The 22763-nt window shown below is 59.3% G+C and carries 20 protein-coding genes and 2 pseudogenes; 8 read left to right on the forward strand and 14 right to left on the reverse strand.

Annotation, left to right across the window (positions count from 1 at the left end; all coding sequences use genetic code 11):
- Positions 1-4: 4 nt before the first annotated feature.
- Together flgM and GWQ29_RS00705 are read left to right on the forward strand one after the other, a co-directional pair.
- Complete coding sequence (gene flgM, locus GWQ29_RS00700; protein WP_005320221.1) at positions 5-325, forward strand: flagellar biosynthesis anti-sigma factor FlgM; 321 nt, start codon at positions 5-7, stop codon at positions 323-325.
- Complete coding sequence (locus tag GWQ29_RS00705) at positions 322-738, forward strand: flagellar protein FlgN (protein WP_059112635.1); 417 nt, start codon at positions 322-324, stop codon at positions 736-738. The genes flgM and GWQ29_RS00705 overlap by 4 nt, the downstream gene beginning before the upstream one ends.
- A 43-nt stretch (positions 739-781) precedes the next feature.
- Here the strand turns inward: GWQ29_RS00705 and yfcE are convergent, their stop codons facing one another.
- Together yfcE and GWQ29_RS00715 are read right to left on the reverse strand one after the other, a co-directional pair.
- Positions 782-1324, reverse strand: a complete 543-nt coding sequence (yfcE, locus tag GWQ29_RS00710) for a phosphodiesterase (RefSeq protein ID WP_005320225.1) — start codon at positions 1322-1324, stop codon at positions 782-784.
- Positions 1325-1335: 11 nt separating this feature from the next.
- Positions 1336-2988: a peptide ABC transporter substrate-binding protein gene (locus GWQ29_RS00715; RefSeq protein WP_275918539.1), complete on the reverse strand. Its 1653-nt coding sequence runs from the start codon at positions 2986-2988 to the stop codon at positions 1336-1338.
- Positions 2989-3228: 240 nt separating this feature from the next.
- Between GWQ29_RS00715 and GWQ29_RS00720 the strand changes: the two are divergent.
- Positions 3229-4128: pseudogene (locus GWQ29_RS00720) on the forward strand (DMT family transporter); the annotation flags it as partial.
- On the opposite strand, the gene rsuA reads toward GWQ29_RS00720, so the two are convergent.
- A complete protein-coding gene (gene rsuA, locus GWQ29_RS00725) occupies positions 4129-4821 on the reverse strand; it encodes a 16S rRNA pseudouridine(516) synthase RsuA (protein WP_275918749.1) in 693 nt (230 codons plus the stop codon). It abuts the pseudogene before it with no gap.
- Positions 4822-4994: 173 nt separating this feature from the next.
- Here rsuA and GWQ29_RS00730 point away from each other — a divergent pair, with 173 nt between their 5' ends.
- A complete protein-coding gene (locus GWQ29_RS00730) occupies positions 4995-6191 on the forward strand; it encodes an HD-GYP domain-containing protein (RefSeq protein ID WP_058394211.1) in 1197 nt (398 codons plus the stop codon).
- Here GWQ29_RS00730 and GWQ29_RS00735 read toward each other — a convergent pair.
- Positions 6188-6370 (reverse strand): hypothetical protein, encoded by a 183-nt coding sequence (locus GWQ29_RS00735; RefSeq protein WP_005320234.1) that lies wholly within the window; start codon positions 6368-6370, stop codon positions 6188-6190. The genes GWQ29_RS00730 and GWQ29_RS00735 overlap by 4 nt on opposite strands.
- A 354-nt stretch (positions 6371-6724) precedes the next feature.
- On the opposite strand from GWQ29_RS00735, the gene GWQ29_RS00740 reads away from it, so the two are divergent.
- Positions 6725-7618, forward strand: coding sequence for an EamA family transporter (locus GWQ29_RS00740; RefSeq protein WP_275918540.1), 894 nt, complete (start codon positions 6725-6727; stop codon positions 7616-7618).
- Positions 7619-7749: 131 nt separating this feature from the next.
- A complete protein-coding gene (locus GWQ29_RS00745) occupies positions 7750-9612 on the forward strand; it encodes an extracellular solute-binding protein (RefSeq protein WP_265421205.1) in 1863 nt (620 codons plus the stop codon).
- A 94-nt stretch (positions 9613-9706) separates the two neighbouring features.
- Here GWQ29_RS00745 and GWQ29_RS00750 read toward each other — a convergent pair whose 3' ends face one another.
- Positions 9707-10099, reverse strand: coding sequence for a DUF2750 domain-containing protein (locus GWQ29_RS00750; protein WP_005320236.1), 393 nt, complete (start codon positions 10097-10099; stop codon positions 9707-9709).
- A 94-nt stretch (positions 10100-10193) separates the two neighbouring features.
- The gene (locus tag GWQ29_RS00755; RefSeq protein ID WP_125607448.1) at positions 10194-10751 is read right to left on the reverse strand and encodes a hypothetical protein; all 558 of its coding nucleotides are present in this window, start codon (positions 10749-10751) and stop codon (positions 10194-10196) included.
- A gap of 251 nt (positions 10752-11002) precedes the next feature.
- Between GWQ29_RS00755 and GWQ29_RS00760 the strand changes: the two genes are divergently transcribed.
- On the forward strand, positions 11003-11251 hold the full coding sequence (locus tag GWQ29_RS00760) for a TIGR02647 family protein (RefSeq protein WP_005320240.1): 249 nt from the start codon (positions 11003-11005) through the stop codon (positions 11249-11251).
- On the opposite strand, the pseudogene GWQ29_RS00765 reads toward GWQ29_RS00760, so the two are convergent.
- The 7 genes and pseudogenes from GWQ29_RS00765 to GWQ29_RS00795 all read right to left on the reverse strand — a co-directional run bounded on the left by GWQ29_RS00765 (position 11238) and on the right by GWQ29_RS00795 (position 17227).
- Positions 11238-11551, reverse strand: a pseudogene (locus GWQ29_RS00765) (hypothetical protein). The gene GWQ29_RS00760 and the pseudogene GWQ29_RS00765 sit on opposite strands and share 14 nt — an antisense overlap.
- 104 nt (positions 11552-11655) lie before the next feature.
- Positions 11656-11865 carry a cold-shock protein gene (locus GWQ29_RS00770; protein WP_005331438.1) on the reverse strand — a complete coding sequence of 70 codons (210 nt, stop codon included), beginning with the start codon at positions 11863-11865 and terminating at the stop codon, positions 11656-11658.
- 205 nt (positions 11866-12070) lie between these two features.
- Positions 12071-13171 carry a dihydrolipoamide acetyltransferase family protein gene (locus tag GWQ29_RS00775; RefSeq protein ID WP_275918541.1) on the reverse strand — a complete coding sequence of 367 codons (1101 nt, stop codon included), beginning with the start codon at positions 13169-13171 and terminating at the stop codon, positions 12071-12073.
- A 94-nt stretch (positions 13172-13265) separates the two neighbouring features.
- Entirely contained in the window at positions 13266-14252 is a 987-nt protein-coding gene (locus tag GWQ29_RS00780) for an alpha-ketoacid dehydrogenase subunit beta (RefSeq protein ID WP_265421201.1), read from the reverse strand.
- Between the two features lie 102 nt (positions 14253-14354).
- Positions 14355-15449, reverse strand: coding sequence for a pyruvate dehydrogenase (acetyl-transferring) E1 component subunit alpha (gene pdhA, locus GWQ29_RS00785; RefSeq protein ID WP_005320262.1), 1095 nt, complete (start codon positions 15447-15449; stop codon positions 14355-14357).
- Positions 15450-15723: 274 nt separating this feature from the next.
- Positions 15724-16749: a succinylglutamate desuccinylase gene (gene astE, locus GWQ29_RS00790; RefSeq protein ID WP_265421200.1), complete on the reverse strand. Its 1026-nt coding sequence runs from the start codon at positions 16747-16749 to the stop codon at positions 15724-15726.
- Positions 16750-17017: 268 nt separating this feature from the next.
- On the reverse strand, positions 17018-17227 hold the full coding sequence (locus GWQ29_RS00795; protein ID WP_099993867.1) for a DUF1127 domain-containing protein: 210 nt from the start codon (positions 17225-17227) through the stop codon (positions 17018-17020).
- A gap of 521 nt (positions 17228-17748) precedes the next feature.
- Between GWQ29_RS00795 and GWQ29_RS00800 the strand changes: the two genes are divergently transcribed.
- A complete protein-coding gene (locus GWQ29_RS00800; RefSeq protein ID WP_265421199.1) occupies positions 17749-18642 on the forward strand; it encodes a DNA replication terminus site-binding protein in 894 nt (297 codons plus the stop codon).
- Between the two features lie 173 nt (positions 18643-18815).
- On the opposite strand, the gene GWQ29_RS00805 is transcribed toward GWQ29_RS00800, so the two are convergent.
- A complete protein-coding gene (locus GWQ29_RS00805) occupies positions 18816-22658 on the reverse strand; it encodes a DEAD/DEAH box helicase (RefSeq protein ID WP_265421198.1) in 3843 nt (1280 codons plus the stop codon).
- Positions 22659-22763 lie beyond the last annotated feature (105 nt).

Consider the following 22763-nt stretch of genomic DNA (forward strand, 5'->3'; position numbering starts at 1 on the left):
CACTATGGCTATTAACAATATCAACAACTTGGCGAATAATCGGTTGCAAAACACCGGTAACAGCCAGGGTGCCAACACCAAACAAGCGACCTCGTCTCCCGACAACCGTGCGGCGACTGTCAAGACAGACTCCGTCTCCTTGACCAATGAGGCGCAGCAATTGCAACAGATGCAGAAAAACCTCAACTCAGCCTCCACCGGCAATGAAAGCCGGGTCGAGAGTCTGAAGAAAGCCGTGGCCAATGGTGAATACCAGGTCAACAGCGAGGCGGTAGCCAAAAAGATGTTCAGCTTTGAATCCACTCTGGACAAGCTGCTCGGATGATGGATTTACCTTCGCTGCTGCACACCCAAGACGAATACCTCTCCCGGATGCAAGGTTTGCTGGAGGAGGAATTCAACCTGCTCAAGCAGCACCAGGCACTGGCGCTGCCCGAGCTGGCAGAGCGCAAGCAGAAACTGCTTGCCGATATTGAAGTGCTGGACCAGACCCTTGCGCGGCTGCCCGAACTGCAACAGCAGCTGTCTGCCTTTCCAGAGCAGATGAATGCCCTGCGTGAAAAACTCGATGCCTGTCAGGAACAAAACGATGTGAATGGTCGCCTGCTCGAGCTCAGCATCGTCTCCAACCGCCGCCTGGCAAGCTTTTTGAGCCAGTTGCGGGATCGCAACTCCCTGACTTATGACGCCAAGGGCAACACCCGCTCCGGCACACGCTCATTCGGCATCAAGGCCTGATCCCTTTCCGCTTCCCCTCGCGCAAGCTCTGCCCGTCGCCAACCTATAACACCAGCCTCAACAGTTCTTCGCTGTCCGCACAGGCATGGATGCTCAACACGCCCGTCTCATACCGGCCATAGGTTGCCGCCAGATCTCCCCGTGGAAAACAGATGGACCCCGGATTCATCAGCACCAGCTCCCCTTCTCGCTGCAGCACGGGTAGATGGGTGTGGCCGCTGATAAACAGGCTGCCGGGGGGCAGCGGTACCGCATCCGGGCGATAGAGATGACCATGACTGACAAACCAGCGCCGTCCATCCACCAGCAACTGGTTATAAGGTGCTGTCATGGGGAAGTTCAGCAACATCTGATCCACTTCCGAATCACAGTTGCCACGCACCGCCATGATGTGCGGCGCCAGCTGATTGAGCCGCTCCGCCACGGCGGCGGGGGCATAACCCGGCGGCACCGGATTGCGAGGGCCATGGTTGAGCAGATCGCCGAGCAGCAGATAGTGATCGGGCTGCCAGGGAGCAAGCTGGGCCAGCACCTGTTCCAGTGCGCTCAGGCTGCCGTGCAGGTCTGAAATGATGGCAATCTTCATCGCGAACTCCCTTACTGCTTGCTGAAATAGAGATCCTTGGTGGCGATAGCCCCCTTGAGGTTCTGGCTCGGCAACCCTCGCAGTGTGGGATCCACCAGCCGCATCTGGTTGTAGTGATACACGGGAATGGCGGGCATTTCGTCCATCAGCAGCTGCTCGGCCTGGCGATAGAGTCCGGTCCGGGTACTACCATCCAGGGTGTCCGATGCCTGCTGCAGCAAGCCATCGAAGGCCGGATTGCAATAGCCGCTCTCGTTCTGGGGGTCCTGACAGCGGAAGCTGTTGAGCATGGATGAGGGCTCCACATAATCTCCAAACAGGAAGGAGCGGACCAGCAGGAAATCACCACTGTCTTTTGCCACCTGATAGGCGCTCCACTCCATGTTGTTGAGCGACACCTCCACCCCCAGCGGTTTCCACATGGCGGCCACCGCCAGCGCCAGCTTCTTGTGGCTCTCAGATGTGTTGTAGGTCAACGTCAGCTTGAGGGGACGGGCACTGTTGTAACCTGCCTGCGCCATCAAGGCGGCAGCCTTGGCCAGCCGTGTCGGCTGATCCTGCAGAGCCAGCGGTGAGCCAAGTACCTCATAGCCTGGCATGCCAGGCAGCAGAGACCAGGCAGGCCGCTCCCCCTGACCACTGACCTGTTCGGTCAGCACGTGGCGGTCTATGGTCATGGCCAGTGCTTGGCGCACCCGTACATCCTGCAGCTCGGGACGGCGCAGATTGAAGGTATAGAGATAGGTGCCAAGCAGCGGCAGACCCCAGATCCGCTCTGGCGTCGTCTGTTTGGTCTTCTGGTAATACTCCAGTGCCACCTTGTTGGTGAGCTGGATCTCCCCTGCCTCATAGCGCAGCCGTTCAGCATGCTGGGAGGAGAGCGGCAGATAGGTCACCCGCTTGATCCGGGTGTGCAAGTCATCCCAATAATGGATGTTGCGCTCAGCCTCGATACGCTCATTGGGCGCCCAGTTCACCAACTTGTAAGCCCCATTGCTGACCAGTTTGCTGGGCTGGGTCCACTCTTTGCCAAACCGGGTGATCGCCTGCTCATTGACGGGAACAAAGGGGCGTTGACTGACCAGTTGCAGGAAATAGGGTACGGGCCGCTCCAGTGTCACCTTGAGGATCTGGCTGCTCTCGGCCTCCACTCCCAGCGACGTGAGCTCGAGAGCCCCGGCATAAATGGATTGAGCATTGTTGATACCGGTCGCCAGCAGCAATCCGGCGGAAGGGGACTCTTGTGCCGGATCCAGCAGCCGACGCCAGGCGTAGACGAAATCCTGTGCGGTAAGCGGCTCGCCGTTGGACCATTTGAGCTGGGGTCGCAGGAAGAAGCGCCACACCAGCCCATCTTCGCTGGTCTCCCAGCGCTGGGCCTGAGCCGGCACTATCTTGCCCTGACCATCTTCGCTCACCAGCCCTTCAAACAAATCCACCAGCACCACTTCCCCCGGAAAACCGGAGCGGATCTGGGCAGGATCGAGGGACTCAGGTTCATCACCGTTGCCCTTGACCAGCGTCTGGCGATCCGACAGCACAGTCTCCTGGGTAACAGTGGTTGCTTGCAGCGACGGGGCCATCAGCAGGCCCAGCAGCAAGGGAGAAAGCCAGCGACGGGCTGGCCGGCGTTCCGGCTGATAAACAGCGGGGCGGTAAACCATGACATAAACCTCGTTCAATTCACTTTATTTCAAGAAGGGGGAAGGCCGGCAGCGCGCCTGAATACGAATGCATGATGCTGCGCTTGTTATCCCCGAAGACGCCTCGTATTGTATCGGGCTTGCCCAAGAGATGGAGTCTTTCGGGCTATTTTTTTCCGTAGTTTTTTATGAAATGCGAGTGGCTGTCGCTGGTAACGGCCTGGCACGTCTTTCGCTCTGGCTACATTCTCAGGAGTTTTTATGGGGTACGAGTGGCTGGCGCTGGCAGCGGCCAGTTTGTGGGCAGTGGCGGCCCTGATTTCCGTCAAACCGGCCCGCCACCTGGGGGCATTTGCCTACAGTCGCTGGCGCATGTTTCTGGTCAGTCTGATGCTGGGCACCGCCAGCATCGCCACCGGAGGCTGGCAATCCCTTAGCGAGAGCGCCCTTCCCCTGCTGGCGCTGTCGGGCCTGATCGGTATCTTTGTCGGGGATACAGCACTGTTTGCCTGTATGAACCGGCTGGGCCCCAGGCGCAGCGGCCTGTTGTTCTCCTGCCATGCACTCTTCTCCGCCCTGCTCGGTCTCTGGTTGTTTGGTGAGCAGCTCGGCGGCTGGCGACTGGTGGGAGCGCTGCTGGTGTTTGCCGGTGTCATGCTCGCCATCCTGTTCGGCCGGCGTGGCGGCAATCAGCACAACGAGTGGGAGCAGGTGCGTGGACACCTTGCCATCGGCATCGGCCTGGGGCTGACCGCCGCCTTCTGTCAGAGCCTGGGTGCCATCATCGCCAAGCCAGTGATGATGAGTGGCAATGTCGACGCTGTGAGCGCCTCCGGCATCCGCATGGGCAGTGCCCTGTTGGCTCACTGCACCTTACGAGTGCTGAGAGTACCGCTCGCCATGCCCCACAACCCCATCAACCGTCAGGTGCTGGGGTTGATTGGCATCAACGGTTTCCTGGCCATGGCCATGGGGATGACACTGATCCTGGTCGCCCTGCGCCAGGGAGAAGTCGGCATGGTGGCGATCCTCTCCTCCACCACCCCTGTCATTCTGCTACCCCTGCTGTGGTGGCATTCGGGCCAGCGCCCCTCCCTTGCGGCCTGGGCGGGCGCCCTGCTGGCGACCCTGGGTACGGCCATGGTGCTGGGGGTCAGCGGCTTAGAACTGGGCGATTTCCTCTGCCGTCAGCTCGCGGTATTCGCCCGGTGCCAACGCTTCATCCAGCGCCAGTGTACCGATCTGCTCCCGATGCAGCCCCACCACCTTGTTGCCGATGGAGGCAAACATCCGCTTCACCTGATGATACTTGCCTTCATGGATAGTGAGTCGCGCCTCGCACTCGGCCAGAATTTCCAGCTGGGCGGGACGGGTCTTCTCGGTCTCGTTGCGCAGAAACACGCCATCGGCAAACAGCGATATGGCGTCCTGATGCACGGGATCAGCCAACCAGACATGGTAGGTCTTGGCACACTCATGGCGCGGCGAGGTGATGCGGTGGGACCATTTGCCATCATCGGTGACCAGCACCAGACCCGTGGTATCGAGATCGAGTCGACCAACTACGTGCAGCTTGCCCATGGCGGGTTCATCCATCAGGAAGAAAACGGTCGGGTGATCCGGATCCTCGTTGGAGCAGACGTACCCTTCCGGTTTGTGCAGCATGAAGTAGCGATTGCGCTGATCCAGCGTCAAAATGACGCCGTCAAATTCAACCTGGCTCTGCTCGTTGATGTGAAAGGCGGGTTGTTTGACCACTATGCCATCCACAGTGACCTCTCCCTGCCGGATCAGTTTGCCCGCCAGGGAACGGGTCAAATCGGAACAATCGCAAAGAAATTTATCGAGCCGCATGCACAACCTCAGAGTCCATCAATAAAGGGGCGCCATTATATAGGCCAAGGCCAACAACTCCAGCAATAAGCAGTGCTGGCGTAAACCGTACCACAATGACGAAGCATGGCGCGGATGTTAGACTGCCTGCTGAGGGCCTAACATTACGCATAATAATAAAGTCAGGAAGCCGTATGAAGTCACACACTCCTCATCCCGTCATTCCCGTCAACCAGCTACAAGCAGGCATGTATGTGATCGCCATCACCAGCCAGACCGGCGGCATGGAGATCGCCCAGATGGGGCTGGTGACGACTCGTCAGCAAATTGATGACCTGATCCGGCGCGGCGTGCTCACGGTGCGCGTCGATCTCGCCCGCAGCAAATTGGCTGGCATAGAGCAGATTATCTTTCCCGACCCTGCAGCCTCTTCAATTGCGTCACAACGCCCGACAGGCAGCGCCAACGGCGAGGGGCGTGAGCTCAAGATCCGCCGCCTGTATCAGGAGGCCCGTGAGCTGCAAGGCAAATTCATTCGCCAGCTAAAGGCGGGTGAGCCCATCGACATTACCCCCTTGGCAACCGTGGCCGAAGAGATGGTGGACACCATGTTCACCCACGGCGATGCCATGCTCTGTCTGGCCCGCATTCGTGCCAAGGATGCCTACCTGATGGAGCACTCCATGAACGTGGCCATACTGCTGGCCAACTTCGGCCGTTATCTGGCGCTGGAGCGCAGCGTGCTCAAGGAGCTGACCTTGGGGGGGCTGCTGCACGATGTGGGCAAGATCATGACCCCGGATGAGGTGCTCAACAAACCAGGCAAGCTGACCGATGAAGAGTTCACCGTAATGCGCCAGCACGTGGTACATAGCCATGACATTCTGAGCAGCACCCCGGGCATCACAGCCACCATGCTGGAAGTCGCCGCCAATCACCATGAGCGGCTCGATGGCACCGGCTATCCCCGCCACCTCAAGGGTGACCAGCTGTCTCTCTACACCCGCATGAGCGGCATCGTCGATGTCTACGACGCAGTGACGGCGGATCGGGTCTACAAGCAGGGGATGCAGCCGACCCAGGCATTCCGGATCCTGCTCAAGGGGGCAGACCACCATTTTGATCGGCTGCTGGTGACCAAGTTCATCAAATGCATGGGAGTCTATCCGGTGGGCACCCTGGTACAACTTTCCAACCAGCGACTGGCCATCGTCATGCAGCGCAATCCGCAAGAGCCGCTCAAGCCGGTGGTGAAGGTGATCTATCACGCGACCCAGCGCCACTACCTCGAGGTGCAGTGGCTGGATCTGGCGAAGTCCGGGGTACAGGAGAGCATAGAAAGCACGGTCGATCCCAAAGAGTTTGGCATCAGCCTCGCCAACTTCGTCTAGTTGGCGCCCCCTTCCCGTTCGACACAGTGCTGGATCAAAAACTCTTCATCCAGCGGTGACAGATCAAAACGGATGCTGGCCTCTTCAATGGCACGGATATCGTGTTGATGATGCTCGCTGAGCCAGCGTACGGCGCGGCGCAGATCTTCGCCATGGGGCAGCAGAGTGTGGTCGCTCATGGGGGATACCTCCGTTAAGCCATTGGCACCAGCCGCACTGTCGGGCTGTCTTTGTATAGCGTAGACCGTTCGCCGCCCCTTCTCGATCTCCCCCTCCATCTTGCCGCAGACAAAAAACCGAGATCAAGGCAGGCAAACGCCCTATCCACCACAGATGCCTTGACCACTGCCCTGCCGCCTCTTGGCCACAAGAGTGGCCGGCAACCAGCAAGTGATCCGTCCTTTGGTGCAAGCCGGTCTGGCGACTTGACGCCAGCCACCCTGTCAAGGGTATGCTCGTCCTCTTGCCGACCCGTCCCGCTGGCAGCGGGATCGCCGTACCTCTTTTACAAGGCAGTCATACAAGGAAGCTGAATGCAAACCAAGGACAAGTGTCTGGCCGCCCTGGTCATCCTCTGCTGGGGGCTGAATTTCGTGGCGATCAAGTGGGGGCTGGAGGGAATACCGCCGCTGTTGCTGGGAGCGCTGCGCTTCGTCGGCGTGGTCTTCCCCGCCATCTTGCTGGTGCCCAGGCCCACCATGCCCTGGCGCTGGCTGCTGGCCTATGGTGGCGCCATCAGCCTGGGACAGTTTGCCTTCCTGTTCAGTGCCATGAAGTTCGGCATGCCGGCGGGCATGGCCTCGCTGGTACTGCAATCCCAGGTGGTGTTCACCCTGCTGTTCGCCATGCTCTGGCTGGGGGAGCGCTGGCAGCCCCATCACTGGGTAGCGTTGCCACTGGCGGGCGCAGGACTCTATCTCATCGCCACCCATGGCGAGGGTAACCTGACCCTGCTCGGCTTCGTGCTGACGCTCTGCGCAGCCGCCTGCTGGGGCCTTGGCAACGTCATCAATCGCCAGATTGGCCTGCGCTATCAAACTTCCCTGCCCAGCCTCATCGCCTGGGGCGGCCTGGTGCCCATACTGCCTTTCTTCGCCCTGTCCTGGTTGTTCGAAGGGCCGGAGCGCATTGCTGCCAGCTTGATGAATTTCAGCTGGCAGGGGCTGCTCTGTGTGCTCTACCTCTCACTGGTCGCCACCTGGCTCGGTTACGGTCTGTGGGGCCGCCTGCTGATGCGCTATCCGGTGGCCCAGGTGGCACCGCTCTCCCTGCTGGTGCCCTGCGTCGGCATGGTGGCGGCTGCCGTCCTGCTTGATGAGCACCCCACTAGGTTGCAGTGGCTGGGCTCTGGCCTGGTGCTGCTCGGCTTCGTGGTCCATCTGCTGGGTGGCCGGCTGAGCTGGTTCAAGCCACAGACGGCTCCTTGATGACCAGGGCGTTATTTGCCCATCGCCATTGACCCAACTGGCAAAAATTTCCATCATGAGCCAGTCCCTATCGGGACTGATGTCACCAGACCGTGTCTGCAGGATGCAGACCATCAGGAGAGAGCAAGGATATGCCATCGACAGCCTCAGCCGGGGTGAGCCCCGTCCCGACCCTTATTCGCACCACTGCTTACACCGCCGCCATCACCCTGACCCTGTGCTGGAGTCAGTTTGGCTGGGGCGCCGGCCTGCCTGCGGATCTCAAGTGGGAGAGCAACAATGCGGACCCTGTCTACGCCGACCAGGCCGCGAAACGGGGCGGCACCTTTCGCGGATTTGTCACCAGCTTTCCGTTGACCCTGCGCAAATTCGGGCCCGATTCCAACGGCAGCTTTGCCAGCTATGTCAGGGAAAGCAACCTGCCGCTGCTGAGCACCCATCCCGTCACAGGCAACCCAATGCCCATGCTGGCAAACGCGTGGGCCTTTGGCGCCGATCACAAGACCCTCTATTTTCGCATCAACCCCAAGGCTCGCTGGTCAGATGGCCAGCCCGTCACCGCCGATGACTGGGTGTTTACCCTCAAGATGATGCGCAGCAAGGAAATAAACGACCCCTGGTACAACAACTACTACAGCACCCAGATCGCAGACGTGACACGCTTCGATGACCACACCCTATCTATCACCAGCAGCAGCGAAAAGAGTCGGGAAGATCTGCTGGAATCCCTGCCATTCACCCCTGAGCCAAGCCACGCCATCAAGCTCACGGCCAACTGGGTCAAGGAGTACAACTGGAAAATACTGCCAGTCACAGGTCCCTATCAGCTCGGCGAGGTAAAAAAGGGCAAGTCGGTTAGCTTCAAGCGGATCAAAGATTGGTGGGGAGACGAGGAGCGCTACTTTCAGCACCGATTCAACCCGGACAGGATTGAGATCAAGGTGTTGCGGGATCAGAACATCGCCTGGCAACACTTCTTGCGCGGCGATCTGGATACCTTCCCGCTGGTCATGCCCAACTGGTGGCATGACAAGACCAAAACCGCAGAATTCGAGAAGGGTTATATCGAGCGGCTCTGGTTCTACAACCAGACCCCCCAATCCCCCATGGGACTCTATCTCAATACAGCAGACCCGCTGCTCAGCGAGCTCAATGTACGGCTCGGCATCCAGCATTCCCTCAACCTAGACAAGATGCTCGTCACCTTGCTTCGAGGGGATTACCAGCGACTCAACAGCTACGGGTCGGGCCAAGGGGATTTTACCAACACAGAGATAAAGGCACGCCCGTTTGATCCCAAACTTGCGCGCAGCTATTTCGCCAAGGCTGGTTTCAACAAGGTGGGGCCACAGGGCATTTTGCAAAACGACAAGGGGCAGCCACTGACGCTGACCATCACCTACACCACGGCAGAACATGCCCAGCGGCTCACTTTGCTGCGGGAGGAGGCCAAGAAGGCGGGGCTCAATCTCGAGCTCAACCTGATGGATGCCTCTTCGGGTTTCAAGTCCATGCTGGAGAAAAAACACCAGAGTGCCTGGATGGCATGGAGCGGCGGTCGCTATCCCGCTTATTGGGAGTTTTTCCACAAGGTCAATGCCAACAAGCCCCAGACCAACAACATCATGAACATCGATGATGACGCCATCACTGCCCTGGTGGAGCAGTACGACAAGGAGTTCGACTTCGCCAAAAAAGCGGCGCTGTCGCGGCAGATCCAGCAGCGTCTGTATGAACTGGCCAGCTTTGTCCCTGCCTATCAGGTGCCCTATACCCGGGAAGGGGCCTGGCGCTGGATAAAATTGCCCAAGCTGCCCGCCACACCCAAAAGTGACCTGCTTTACTGGCCACTCGATGGCGGAAGTAGCGGCTACAGCTACGGCGGTCTGCTCTGGATCGACGACCAGCTAAAAACCGAGACAAAAGCCGCCATCAAAAACGGCAAGACCTTTCCTGCCGTCATGAAGATAGACACCACTTATCGGCAACCTTGAGACCAAAGTACATATCAAACAAAAGACCCCGCACCAGAGGTGACGGGGTCTTTTTTGTTTGCAACCGTGGTTGCAGCCTTGACGCGAGGGGCGATTAAGCGCGCTTGGCCTGCTTCTCGGCAATGGCGTCAGCCACGTCGGCCGGCGACAGCACTATGCCTTCCTGATCCGGCGTCGGGAACACGGCGACACACAGCTCGTCCTGCTCCATGCCGTCAACCCAGCGCTCCAGCCACACCTTGAGGGTGATGGACTGCGGCTTGCATTCGGCCCATTCACCCTCGGCCCACGCCTGGGCGTACTCAGGGTGTGGCCATACCGGGATGCAATCTTCATCGTCTGTGGTCAGCATCATGACGCCGTGCTCGTCGGTCAGGACAAACAGCTCTTCGTACTCGACCAGCTTGCTGATGAAGTGCTCGTAACGGTAGTCGGCATTCAGTTGCAGCGCAGCATTGCGCTCGGTTTCGCTCAGTTCATAGCTCATTGGCCAAGTCTCTCTTTCAATAAAGGGCGCCATGTTCACATCTTGCTGACAGCTTGTCCAGTATGAGAGATCGGTCACCTATTTTTCGGCAATATCAGCCCAGTTCAGGCGTCACCAGGGAGATCTCCGACGTCTCGCAACAACGCTGGCGCAGCCAGTAGGCGGACTCCACCTCGACGAAGCAGAGCTGATCCCGTCCAGCCAATGCGCCACCCATGATCTGCTCGAATCGCAGCACCTGTTGTTGCTCCCAGGCGTTGGCCAGTTTGGATCCATGGGCTTCGTCCACCACCTCGCGGCGCAGCTCGAACAGGTTATCGGTGATCGGGCTGTTTATCTTGGCCGGGCTGTGCCAATACATCAGCAGATTGTCCATCATCTCGCTGTCGTAGTTGGCAAGGGCATCCAGCTCGGGCGTCGCTCCGACATCGCTGGCAGCAAAATCACACCAGCCAGCCGTCAGCGGCGCCAGGGTTTGCGCAGCCGCACCCTTGCCATGCTGACGCAATACGGCCACATCCCCCCCCTTTATGGCTGGCAGCCAGACATCGCCCTGATGCTTGTCGAGCAGAGGTAGCAGCAGAGAGGCGGGATAGACAGGGAAACGGGGGCCGAGAGTGTGAAGCAGTGATACTAGCGTGATCTTTACCATGAGGGGCGCCTTGAACTGGAAGGCCGATATTCAGTGCTCGGCCAGAAAGACAAAGGAGAGCCTTATCCTATCATGTTTGAACGCTGGCGAGCGGACTCACATTTTCACAGCTCAACTCGGATAGCTGCGCCCAAAAAAACAGCGTTCAAGCACTCCCCGCACGGATAAAGCCCAATAGTTTGAACCAGCGCCCACTAAAGTGGATCCGGGAATGCTAGTTTGCATACATCTTTAGCGTAAGGAGTGCATTCATGATTGGGATCGACCAGATTTCTAACGACTTTGTAAACGACTTGAAAATACTGGCATGCTTTGATCCGGCCAACATGAGCCTGGGGATCAAGTTGCGCAGTGACATGTCCGACGAGCTGTGTCAAGCGGCTGTACGTCTGCATCAGCAGGGGCTCATCAGCGCAGAAGATGGCGGCTACCTGACTCCTTTTGGCATGACAATGGTTGAGCATCTGCAGCATCTGATAGTCGCACTCAAACCGCTTTGATCGCCTGCGGGGCCCAGAGCGAAAAGTTGATCAACTCCCAGCGCAAGCCCTGGCGCAGCAAACAGGCAAACAGGCAAACAGCAAAGGACCTTCGGGTCCTTTTACTTTGCCATCGACCATCCACTCCCCTTCCCGCTTTGGCAAAGGCTGAGCCTTGATCTCATCAGGCTGACTACCATTCCCAAGACGTACCTGAACAAACTGCCGGCATACGGCTTTCGCTTCTGTAGCGGATGTACTCTGTGTCTGAAGATTGGCAATGGTCAGCAGGCTGGCAGCAAGAAGAAGTGATGGGGTCATGGTGAAATTCAAGGTCAAAGATGATGCTGAAAACAGTGAAGATGGCCCATAAACAAAAAGCCGTGGAACCAGAGGCACCACGGCTTTCTTAAATTCTGTAAGAATTACAGAGCAGTTACGTTCTCAGCCTGCGGGCCTTTCTGACCTTGGGTCACAGAAAACTGTACGCGCTGACCTTCAGCCAGGGTACGGAAACCGTTACCGCTGATAGCGCTGAAGTGAACGAAAACGTCCGGGCCGTTTTCTTGCTGGATGAAGCCAAAACCTTTGGTTTCGTTGAAAAACTTAACGGTACCGGTGATCATGTTAGACATATCTTTAACCTGTATTCTAAATAATTACTTATGCTTTTCAGCGGATAAAGCTCAAAAACGGGATTAACTTATGAACAACAGGAAAAGATGTAAAACATCATATTCATTGACATAACTTTGGCCCTTTCAAGCTGATTTAGATTATACGTGGCTTTGGGGATTACGCAAACAAATTTGTGCCCTGCCAATGGCAGGGCACAGCCGTTTATAGTGCAGGCGATTCCAGTGCCTGAACCAGTACCTTGAGGAAGCGAGCCGCCTCGCCGCCGGTACAGGCCCTGTGATCAAAGGTCATCGACAGAGGCAGCACTCTGACCGGGCGAGCTTCCCCATGGATGAACACCACCTTCTCGAACAACTTGCCCGCACCTATGATGGCCACCTGCGGTGGCGTCACGATTGGGCTGGCATAACGACCCGCGATGGCACCGAAGTTGGTGAGAGTAATAGTCGCCCCCTGCAGCATCTCGCGCGGCACAGCGCGCGCCTTCACATCCGCGATCATCCGATCCAGCCCCTGCCGGATGTCGGCTCCCTCCCGCTCGGCTACGTTCTCCATCACGGGCACATAGAGCCCATGCCTGGAGTCGACCGCAATGGCCACGTTGACCTCGTTGAACAGCCGCCTTGAGAGCGTATCTCCGTCAAACCAGGCGTTCATGGAAGGTTCGGCACGACAGGCGACACCGATGGCCTTGATGAGCCGTACTGTCACATCTTCGTCTGGGCGCCAGTGACGCAGATCCACTTCGTCGGTGATGCTGACCGGCACCACTGTCTGATGAGAAAGCTCCATCGCCTTGGCCATGGCCCGGCGCGAGCCCTTGAGGAACTCGTTGCCGCTGCTCTGCTGCGCCTCGAATGCCGCCTGCACATCCTGCTCGGTCACCATGCCGGCGCTGCTACTGCCTTTGATCCGATCGATATCCAGACCCAGTTTCTGTGCCAGCAGCCGCACCGCAGGCATGGCTTGCACCAGGCTACCCCCCGGGGCTATGGCCCCCACCACGAAGTGATCCTCGATATGCTGTTGGTGAGCGCTGACCTTGCCCACCACAGTTCCGTCATCTTCACCCCCTTCAAATTCCACCAGTGGCGCGCCGATGTGGAGAATGTCGCCCTCCTGACCACAAAGCCTGGCAATAACCCCTGCCACCGGCGAGGGCACATCCACCAGCGCCTTGGCGGTTTCTACCGACAACAGCACCTGATCGACACTCACTGTATCGCCAGTACTCACCTTCCATTCGACGATCTCGGCCTCGGCCAACCCTTCGCCCAGGTCCGGTAATTTGAAAAATTTCATGACCAGTTCTCCATCTGCGGGGCAATCACCAAACGTTGGAAGATTCCATGGCTATTTTTTGCTCGGCTGCTGAAGCGCCAAAATTTGAAAAATGTCATAGCCATTTGTTCTCCATCAGCTGGTAAGCCGCATCCGCGATATCCTGCTCTGTGATGAGGTAATACTCTTCGTTGCGATAATAGGGTACAGCGGCATCCACCCCAGTGAGGCGCTTGGGCGGCGCCTTGAGGGAGGCCAACGCCTCCTCGGTCACCCGCGCCACTATCTCGGCGCCCACCCCGAAGCTGCCGCACGCCTCGTGCACCACCAGCAGACGGCCTGTCTTGCGCACCGACGCCAGAATGCTCTCCATGTCGAGCGGCTTGATGGTCGCCAAATCCAGCACTTCGCACTGGATATCCTGCTCCGCCAAGAGGCTCGCCGCCCGCATCACCTCCTGAATACAGGCCCCCCAGGCAACCATGGTGACGTCCCGCCCCGGCCGCAGGGTGAAGCAGACGTCCAGCGGCAGACCGACACCGTCATCCACCACGTCCGACTTCATGGAGCGATAGATACGATCAGGCTCGAAGAACATGACGGGATCCGGGTCACGAATGGCCGATAGCAGCAAGCCATAAGCGCGCCTCGGGCTGGAGGGAATGACCACCCGCAGGCCCGGAATATGGGCAAACAGGGCTTCAACGCTCTCGCTGTGGTGCTCCGGCGAGTGAATGCCGGCGCCGTAGGGAGAGCGATAGACGATGGGGCAGGAGAGACGGCCACGGGTGCGGTTACGCATCCGCGCCGCCTGGCAGATGATCTGCTCCATGCCGGGGAAGATGAAGCCCTGAAACTGGAACTCGGCCACCGGCTTGAGCCCCTGGGTTGCCATCCCCACCGCCACCCCGGCGATCAGCCCCTCGGCCAGCGGTGTATCTATCACCCGCTTGAAGCCAAACTTGTCGCGAAGGCCAACAGTGGCCCGAAACACCCCGCCATTGACCCCGACATCCTCCCCCAGAACAACCACATCAGGGTCGTGTTCCATCTCATGGTGCAGTGCCAGATTGATGGCTTCGAGCAGTGTCATTTCACTCATGCGTCCTCCCCCACTCGGCGTCATCAGCCACCGCATTCCCGTGGCATGTCATGTCGTCACACCAGGCAGGCTTGATGGCATCCTGCAGTCTCATCTCATCGATCATGAGCGTTCCTCCCCGGCGTGACGCTGCATGCCCTTGGCGATGATGCGCTGGCGCTGCCCGCGATAATCCTTGGGCAACTCGGCAAACTGATAGTCGAGCAGGGTTTCCGGCGCCTGCGGGGCCGTGCTTTCATAGGCAGCCACGGCGCGATCGACCTCCCGGCTCGCCTCGGCCAGTAGCGCCTGCTCCTGATGCTCGTCCCACCAGCCCTGTTCAAACATGAATTGTCGCAACCGCTTGACCGGCTCCTTGGCCCAGGCGGCTTCCACCTCGGCAGCATCCCGATAGCGGGTCGCATCGTCGGCCGTGGTGTGATCCCCCAGCCGATAGCTGATTGCCTCTATGAGCGTCGGCCCCTTGCCACTGCGAGCACGCTCGACGGCGATGCGGGTGGCATCATAAACAGCCACCACGTCGTTGCCGTCAACCTGGATGCTGCGTACCCCGGCGCCAACTCCTTTCTGGGCCAGGGTGGGTGCGCTCGACTGCAACTTGCGCGGCACAGAAATGGCCCACTGGTTGTTGTTGATGATCATCACCATGGGTAGATGCCAGACTCCGGCGCAGTTGAGCCCCTCCAGGAAGTCCCCCTTGGAGGTACCGCCGTCACCTATGGTGACCACGGCCACTCTGGGCTGGTTGCGCAACTTGAAGGCCGCCGCTATGCCGGCGGCATGGGTGATCTGGGTGGCGATGGGCACGCAGATGGGCAAGTCCTCCGACAGCTCGCCGTCGGCCTTGTAAAAAACACTACCCCGTTCGTCCCCACCCCAATATTGCAGGTTTTTCTCCATGGGCACGCCCCGCACATAGAGGGTGGGCATGTCCCGGTAGTAGGGCACATAGACATCCTGCTCCTGCATGGCGAGACCGACGCCTATCCCGACCGCCTCGGCTCCCAGATGGGAGGGAAAGGTGCCGAGCTTGCCGGTTCGCTGCAGCGCGATTGCTTTCTTGTCATAGCTGCGCACCATCACCATGTTGCGGTAGAAAGTGTGCAGTATCGCCTTGTCCAGCCAGGTCGGTAGTGTCGCGACCGGGCGCCCTTCCTCATCGAGGTAACGAAGGAAAGGGATGTCGACATGGGTCATAACTGGCTCCTTGCCGTTGTCAACGTCACCACCATGAGGTGACCCTTAGAATGTAAATAAGATGTTAACCAAAGAGCAATGTGATTTAACCAGGTAAGACCAGTAGAAACTTCTTTAATTTCAGAAAGACACTGAACTTTTCGGCTGAGCAGAGACGAAAAAGGGAGCCGCTTCGGGCTCCCTTTTGGGTGGATGCGGGATCACTCCCACATTAATGGATTCGCGTCACCAACCGGACGACGCGCAGGTCTATGGCACAGAAGACGGGTTCGGCTCACCCCCACAAGCGGGTCGGCACCACCAGCAGCACGGTGCGCTGACCTATGGCCACATTGGCGTTGGGGAAGACCACCGCCTCCCGCGTCTTTTCTACCGTGTAGCGCAGCTCCCCATCCTCGGCCAGCACGAATCCCTGGGGAAACTCGGTGAAATTGTCCACATCGCTGGCAAACAGGAAGCGAAACTGCTCCGAACGCTTGTTGATCACCCGGTCGATGGCAAAAATGGTGAAGTCATCCGCGCGCCAAGGCTCGAGCGTCACCTCATCCCGAGTTACCAGCTCCTGCAGCGCCTGACGGGTCTCGATGAAGCGGGTCATGTCGTTCTCGCCAAACGGGCGCACCTTGCCCAGCTCCACCGTGAAGGCATGGGCACCGTGGCTGTGCGAGCTGTAATAGCTGAAGGTGGTAGTGGGGCCGCTGGAGAGCAGTATGGTACGCACCCCGCAAGCACCGAGGAACTGCACCTGCTCCTTGCAGTGCGGCCGCTCATGGGGGAAGGGGTAGACAGCAAACTTCTCGTGACGCGAACCGCGAATGGCGGTGTGCAGGTCGTAGTGATAACGGGGCCGGGCAGGATCAGCAAAAAAGCGACTCACATACTGCTCGAGGCGCATGGCGCGAATGCGCTCCTGATTGCACAGCCCCTCCCCCTTGCTGTGGGCACCGGAGAAGAGCCGGTTCATGTTCTCCTCCACCTCCCGCAACCCCAGGTTCATGGCGGCCGGGTTGCCAAACAGGAACAGCACCCGATGACGGGCGCTAAGCTCGCCGCTGAGCAGCCGGGTCAGCAGCTGGTTGCAGATCTCGATGGGGGCGGTTTCGTTGCCGTGAATACCGCAGGAGAGGACGATATCCTTGCGTCCCCCGGGCTGATCGCCCGCGCCACTGGCAGGCTCCAGGCAGAGCACTCCCGTATCCCAGACGCTCACCCGGGAGCCATCGGGCAGGTCAAACGCGAAGGGCTCAAGCTGCCACTCGTGGTGGCGGGTCAGGGCCAAAAAATCATGCTGGGGAATCATCCATCTCACCCTTTTGTCAGGAACGCTATGGGCGGATTATACGCAAGGCGTGTGGGCTTAAAATCAGTTTTTAAACAAATTCAAACAGTAAGGATACAAAGCTGGCGACAGATAGTGACAAATCGACAAGGTATGGGGTAATCACGGGAAGTAAAACAGCACTGCGGGGAAGCAATAATATCAGGCAGTCATTCACACGCTGGCACGGGCCAAGTCGGGATGAAGCAATCAGGATCAGCAGAAAAACAAGGCATCCATGCCCGGCAGATCAACCACGCCAGAAGGGCTTGGTGGTCTCTTGATAACGATCAGATTCGTTCAGGCCGATGTCCTTGAGCAGGTACTCGGGCAGCTCGGAGAGCTGGCGACGGCTGCGGCTGCGTTCCAGCCAGGTCAGTACTGTCATTTTGACGCGAGCAGCCAGATTCGATTGGCTGGAATGCTGGTAACCGGCTTCGGTATAAGTCATGTTGGCCATGATGTGGCTCCTCTTGATAATGTCTGCGCAGGTGCACATTTGTTGCGCAAAGCTTAGTCAGGAGGGACAACCGACTCAATTGACGAATTTTGATACAACACATTAGTAAAGCTAATGCTGCATATCGTCAGCCATTAAAATATAACCAATTGATTTTTAACTATTAAATAACCATTTTATTCCGCATGAAAACCCGACAGCATATTCTCCTGCGTGGCACACCTCTAACTATGCAGTTTCCTGCCTTGGCTATGCAGTCACCGGATCTAAAGGCGAGGCAGGCAACCTGGTGTTTACATCCAGTTGTTAAACAAGAGATCTTTTATTGATCCTTATTTAACAGAGAGATACAAAAACAACACACCCAAATGGCTATCACTTCTGATGCTCGCCAAGGGCATCAAAAAGGAGGCACTTGGCTCACTTCCGGCATACTGGTATGGTTATTTATACAGTAGTTCAGCCAACCCCCTGCCAACTCTCTTCAGAGGATGTGACAGGGGCGACCACAGGACATGCCGATGGACACATTTACTCCGACTGCCGCCCTGCGTCAACAGATGGACGCGCTCGAAGAGGCGCTGGCCCGCCTGGCCCGACAGCTGGGTCAGCTACCCTTGCTGGAGGCTCACGTCTATCCCCTTCCTGCCGTACCCCAGGGGCAGGAACACGAGCCCATCGAGCAGATAGAAGTGGGCTATCTGGGCGCAGAGGAAGCTCTGGCGGCCACCCTGGCGGCCTATCAGGATCACAGTACTCGCCCCGGCTGCTCCACCAAGGCTACCCACCGCCTGCCGGGCTGGCTGCGCTTCTCTGCCGCCAGCGCCAGCCAGCTGCGCCCACTGATCGAGGAGATCAACACCCGCAAACTCGCTTTCAAGGGGCTGGTGCAACAGGCAGGTGGGCGGGATGAGAAATTCGAGCTGGTACACAGGGCCCTGCCCGGGGTGATCACCTTGCAGGTCTACCGCAAGCTGACCCTGCTGGAGGGTGAGTTGCATTCCCTCGGCTTTACCTGGGCCGACAAACAAAGCATCAACCGCCTCAGCCGGGAGCAGGTGCTGGAGATGCTGGAACGCAGCCGCCGCTATATTCCAGCGCTCTCCAACAATGAGGAGTGGAGCAAGATGGTGGATCAGGAAGTCTATGACCTTCGCCGTCTGCCTGCCGATGCCGAGCTCAGGATCCGGCGACCAGTCAAGACTCACCCCATGATCAACCTGCTCTGGCAGGACAGGGAACCCCGCAAGCAGCAGCTCAAGGCGAGCCTGCCCTTGCTGCTCTGCTCGGATACCCAGCCCTGCGTCACCCACCTTGGCCACTACCCGCCCAAGCAGCGGCAGGCGCGGCGAGATCGCAAGATTGGCGGTGAGCCCATCATAGAACGGCTGCACCTCTACCTCTATCAGGGGTAGCTGCGAACCGGCAGACTCCCCCTCTCCTGATGGTGCGGCAAGATGCCAATTCGCCGCTCCGCAGCCCTGGCTGAGCGACCACCTCTTTGACGGGATCTCCTTTGCAGACACAGACATAAACAAAGGGGGGATCGCCTGCTGGCGATCCCCCCTTGTACACAGCGTCAGCCTGATCAGCCCATCAGCAGGGCGCGCAGGCTCTCCACATCCAGTCCGCGCACTTCGGACTGGCCGCTGAGCAGGCCATCGGCCAGTGCACGCTTCTCGTCGTGCAGGGCGACTATCTTCTCTTCCACCGTCTGCTCGCACACCAGCCGATAGACAGTCACCGGCTGGGTCTGCCCCATGCGATGGGCCCGATCGCTTGCCTGATCTTCTACAGCCGGGTTCCACCAGGGATCCAGGTGCAGCACCGTATCGGCCTGGGTCAGGTTGAGGCCCGTGCCCCCCGCCTTGAGACTGATGAGGAACAGCGGCACCGGCTCGTGCCGGAAGCGCAGTATGGAGTCCTGGCGGGACTTGGCGGAGCAGCCACCATCCAGATAGCAGTAATCCCATTTTTTCTGTTCAATGCGCGCGCGCAGCAGGCTCAGCAGATCGACGAACTGGCTGAACACCAGCACCCTATGACCGTTGCCGATGGCCTCGTCCAGCAGCGCCATCGCCTCGTCCAGCTTGCTGCTGGTCTGGGACCACTCGGGCATCACCAGCTCGGGGGAGCAGCAGAGCCGGCGCAGCCGGGTCAGACCGCTCAGCACGTGCATCAGGGCGCGGCCATCGGCACTTTGCACCTGCTGCACCACTTCGCGCCGGGTTGCCTCATACAACTGACGCTCCTCGGGGGAGAGACTGATGTGATGAATGATCTCTGTCTTGTCCGGCAACTCGGTCAGCACCTGCTGCTTGAGACGACGCAGGATAAAGGGGCTGATCACGGCCCGCAGCAGGGCCATGTGCTGGGGATCTTTTACCGCCTTGCCGAAGCGGCGCTTGAACTCGCCCAGGCTGCCAAGCAGACCCGGGTTGATAAAGGTAAACAGGCTCCATAGCTCCCCAAGGTGGTTCTCGATGGGGGTACCGGAGAGGGCGAGGCGAAAATCCCCTTCGAGCTGGAACAGCAGCTTGGCACGCTGGGTGCCGGCATTTTTGATCTGCTGTGCTTCATCCAGCACCATGCTCGACCAGCGGCGGGACTTGAGCGCCTCCGCCAGGCTGCCGAGCATGCCGTAGTTGAGCAGGATCACCTGACCGGCCCTGGCATCGCGGATCACCCCTTCCCGCTCGGAAGGGTTCTCGAATACCACCACCTCAAGTTCGGGGGCGAAACGTGCGACCTCTTCCTGCCAGTTGGTGACCACTGACTTTGGCACCACCACCAGTGCCGGGCCCAGGTGCTGGCGCATGCGCAGCACTATGAGCGCCTGCAGGGTCTTGCCCAGGCCCATGTCATCGGCCAGACAGGCGCCGAAGCCATGATGGGCCAGAGTCGCCAGCCAGCGTACCCCGTCCTTCTGATAATCCCGCAGCGGGGTCAACAGTTCGGCGGGGCACTCCACCTCCTGCTGCCATTCCTGTTGCAGGGAGTGCCAGGCGTCATCCCCCTCAGTGGTGATGACGGAGAGCAGGCGGGTGAGCGGATAGGCCAGCTTGTTGTTGATGCGTTGCTCTTCATCCAGCATGGCGCCCAGCATGGTGAGCCGCTCCACCAGCTTGTCACTCAACATCAGGCTGGTCTTCTCGTCGAGCTGGACGGTGCGCTGACCTGGCGTCATCTGGCGCAGGATGAGACGCAAATCGAGGATCTGGTGCTCATCGAGGGCCAGTGCCCCCTCCACCTGGAACCAGTCCTGGCGCCGCTCGATACGCAGACTCAGGGCCGCTTCGTCCAGACTCTTGAGGCGGGCGCTGTCCTGATGCCAGTGAATGACCACACCGGCATCCACCAGCTCGGGCAGGGCATTGACCAGTGCCAGCGCCTGCTCCCCCTGAAGTAGCCACTCACTCCCTGGCAGCCCTATGGGCAGTGAATTGCGCAGTTGCTGGGCCTGCCCCTTCTCGGCGAGAAGATCTCGCTGCCAGTAGTGATAATCCTTGCTCCCCTGGCGCACTATGGCCTCCCCCTTGCCAAGGGGAAGTGGCGGCAACTCACCCTGCCGGGTCACCAGCTTGACCGCCAGCTGACCATCCTGCCAATCCAGCTGTACCGAGGGAATACCGGGCCAGGGGGCCAGTTCGGCATTGCCTTGCAGACCTGCCACCTGACTGTGCCAGGGCAGATCGGGGATGGCGTCCAGGGTGCGCTGCAATTCGCTTAAGCCCTCAGCGGGCAACAGGGGGATAGATTCCAGTGCAGGCAGGCGATCGAGCAGCGCCTGGGGAGTGAGGATGAGCTGCCACAAATCCTGTGCCAGCGGCAGTATATGGGCACCGCGCGCGGCGGCGGACGGGCTCAGCAAGGCACTCATGCCCTGCTCGGTGGCGACAATCTGCAACAGGGGCGCACTGACGGCCAGTTGCAACTTCTGCCCCTTGGCATTGAACAGCCGCGGATGAGTGGCAAGGGGCGCCCAGGCCTCTCGTGGCAGTTGGCCCATGACCCGGGGCAGGGTGCGCACCAGCGCCCAGTCCTCTTCGTCAAGCAGGGCGGCATATTGAGTCGAGAGCAGAGCGGGATCGACCCGGCGACCGGCGGTCCACTCCCCCTTGGTGCTCTGCTTCTGGATCTTGCACTCAAGCTCTGGCCCTTCGGCGTGCAGCAGCCAGACCAGCCGCTCCTGCGCCTTTCGCACACCGCTGGAACGCCCCAAACCCTGCAGCCAGTTGAGCCAGCTGGCCGAGGCGGGCGTCTTGTCGTCTTCGTCCTGGTCTGCGGGTGCGTCATCCCCGTTGGCGGCTCGCAGTTGCTGCAGCGGTGCGCGCTGCGCCCCCTGCCCCAACAGGAGTCGCAGCAGATCCTGGCAAAAGGCCATCAGTCTGTGATGGGGTTGCGCCTCCAGCACATGGGAGAGATCCCACTTGTGCAGTATGGCAACCTGGGGGCTTTGCTCCCCGTGCCGGGCAAGGGCGCAGAGATCGAGCCAGAGGTAACCCCAGTGCAACTCCTCCAACGGCAGTTGCAGGGTGTCGAACAGACCGACCGCCTGACCATGACGATCACCGGCCCACTGACCCAGCAGATCCGCCAGCAACGGAAACTGATTACCCAGACTGCGTTGCCACTTCTTGCGCTGCTCGCTGGCGATCACGGGGTCAGCTTGTTGCAACCAACCGAGCCAGAGCAGAGCACTGAACATCAGCGGCCACTGCCCCTTGGCACCCTCTGCCTGCCACTGGCCCAAGGCACCGAGCAGCCGTTCGGCGAGGGGTTGATCTTCCCCCTGCTCCGCCAACTGCTGCAAGGCGGGCCAGTGTGTGGTGACCTCGCCGGCAAGGTCGCCACAGAGCCACTGCCATTCGGCGGCGAACCCTTCGCTCACGCTTTTCAGCTCGGGAGCACAGGCGCTGGCAACCGATGCGAGCGGCCACTGCGCCCTGGGCTCGGCATCGAGCAGCGTTTGCAGGGAGAAGTGCATCAACATCAGTTGCTGCCATTGCGGGCTAGAGCCCGGCAGCAGGCGATGGGCATCGGTCACGTCGAGCAGGCCAAGCAAATCGGCCGCAAGATAGTAGGTCGGCACCTGACCCGCCTCACCAAGACAGAGCTCCCGTACCAGCGCCTGCGCCATCTCCTGGCCGGTGACCGAGGGCACCCGTGCCCAGTTCGGCATGGGGCATGCACCCGAACGTACCGCCAGGATCAGCGCCAGGGTTCCCTCTGCCTTCAGACTCCACTGCTGCTCCCCGCGCAGGCGCACCAGTCCCTGCTGCTGCAACTGCTCCAACTTGTCGATCAACGCCCGCCCGAGCGGCATCTGCGCTTGCAGCTGTTCTTGCAAATAGCGGGTACTGGCGGTGCGCTGCAACTGCAGCTCACTGAGCAGGGCATAACAATCGAAAGAGAGGGTGAACGCAGACATCAAGACTCACGGGCAGGTGCAAAAGCGGAATTTTAACGGGAAAGCGGCGGCGGCTCGACCCTTAACCGCGAAATAACTCAAAAAAAGCCGACTGGCTCATATAAA

This window comes from Aeromonas sp. 2HA2, from assembly GCF_029237345.1.
Classification (GTDB): Bacteria; Pseudomonadota; Gammaproteobacteria; order Enterobacterales; family Aeromonadaceae; genus Aeromonas; species Aeromonas salmonicida.

Excerpts from the sequence above, each read along its gene's own strand:
- flgM (WP_005320221.1), top strand. The coding sequence starts at position 5 with ATGGCTATTAACAATATCAACAACTTGGCGAATAATCGGTTGCAAAAC.
- GWQ29_RS00705 (WP_059112635.1), top strand. The coding sequence starts at position 322 with ATGATGGATTTACCTTCGCTGCTGCACACCCAAGACGAATACCTCTCC.
- yfcE (WP_005320225.1), bottom strand. The coding sequence starts at position 1,324 with ATGAAGATTGCCATCATTTCAGACCTGCACGGCAGCCTGAGCGCACTG.
- GWQ29_RS00715 (WP_275918539.1), bottom strand. The coding sequence starts at position 2,988 with ATGGTTTACCGCCCCGCTGTTTATCAGCCGGAACGCCGGCCAGCCCGT.
- rsuA (WP_275918749.1), bottom strand. The coding sequence starts at position 4,821 with ATGCGGCTCGATAAATTTCTTTGCGATTGTTCCGATTTGACCCGTTCC.
- GWQ29_RS00730 (WP_058394211.1), top strand. The coding sequence starts at position 4,995 with ATGAAGTCACACACTCCTCATCCCGTCATTCCCGTCAACCAGCTACAA.
- GWQ29_RS00735 (WP_005320234.1), bottom strand. The coding sequence starts at position 6,370 with ATGAGCGACCACACTCTGCTGCCCCATGGCGAAGATCTGCGCCGCGCC.
- GWQ29_RS00740 (WP_275918540.1), top strand. The coding sequence starts at position 6,725 with ATGCAAACCAAGGACAAGTGTCTGGCCGCCCTGGTCATCCTCTGCTGG.
- GWQ29_RS00745 (WP_265421205.1), top strand. The coding sequence starts at position 7,750 with ATGCCATCGACAGCCTCAGCCGGGGTGAGCCCCGTCCCGACCCTTATT.
- GWQ29_RS00750 (WP_005320236.1), bottom strand. The coding sequence starts at position 10,099 with ATGAGCTATGAACTGAGCGAAACCGAGCGCAATGCTGCGCTGCAACTG.
- GWQ29_RS00755 (WP_125607448.1), bottom strand. The coding sequence starts at position 10,751 with ATGGTAAAGATCACGCTAGTATCACTGCTTCACACTCTCGGCCCCCGT.
- GWQ29_RS00760 (WP_005320240.1), top strand. The coding sequence starts at position 11,003 with ATGATTGGGATCGACCAGATTTCTAACGACTTTGTAAACGACTTGAAA.
- GWQ29_RS00770 (WP_005331438.1), bottom strand. The coding sequence starts at position 11,865 with ATGTCTAACATGATCACCGGTACCGTTAAGTTTTTCAACGAAACCAAA.
- GWQ29_RS00775 (WP_275918541.1), bottom strand. The coding sequence starts at position 13,171 with ATGAAATTTTTCAAATTACCGGACCTGGGCGAAGGGTTGGCCGAGGCC.
- GWQ29_RS00780 (WP_265421201.1), bottom strand. The coding sequence starts at position 14,252 with ATGAGTGAAATGACACTGCTCGAAGCCATCAATCTGGCACTGCACCAT.
- pdhA (WP_005320262.1), bottom strand. The coding sequence starts at position 15,449 with ATGACCCATGTCGACATCCCTTTCCTTCGTTACCTCGATGAGGAAGGG.
- astE (WP_265421200.1), bottom strand. The coding sequence starts at position 16,749 with ATGATTCCCCAGCATGATTTTTTGGCCCTGACCCGCCACCACGAGTGG.
- GWQ29_RS00795 (WP_099993867.1), bottom strand. The coding sequence starts at position 17,227 with ATGGCCAACATGACTTATACCGAAGCCGGTTACCAGCATTCCAGCCAA.
- GWQ29_RS00800 (WP_265421199.1), top strand. The coding sequence starts at position 17,749 with ATGGACACATTTACTCCGACTGCCGCCCTGCGTCAACAGATGGACGCG.
- GWQ29_RS00805 (WP_265421198.1), bottom strand. The coding sequence starts at position 22,658 with ATGTCTGCGTTCACCCTCTCTTTCGATTGTTATGCCCTGCTCAGTGAG.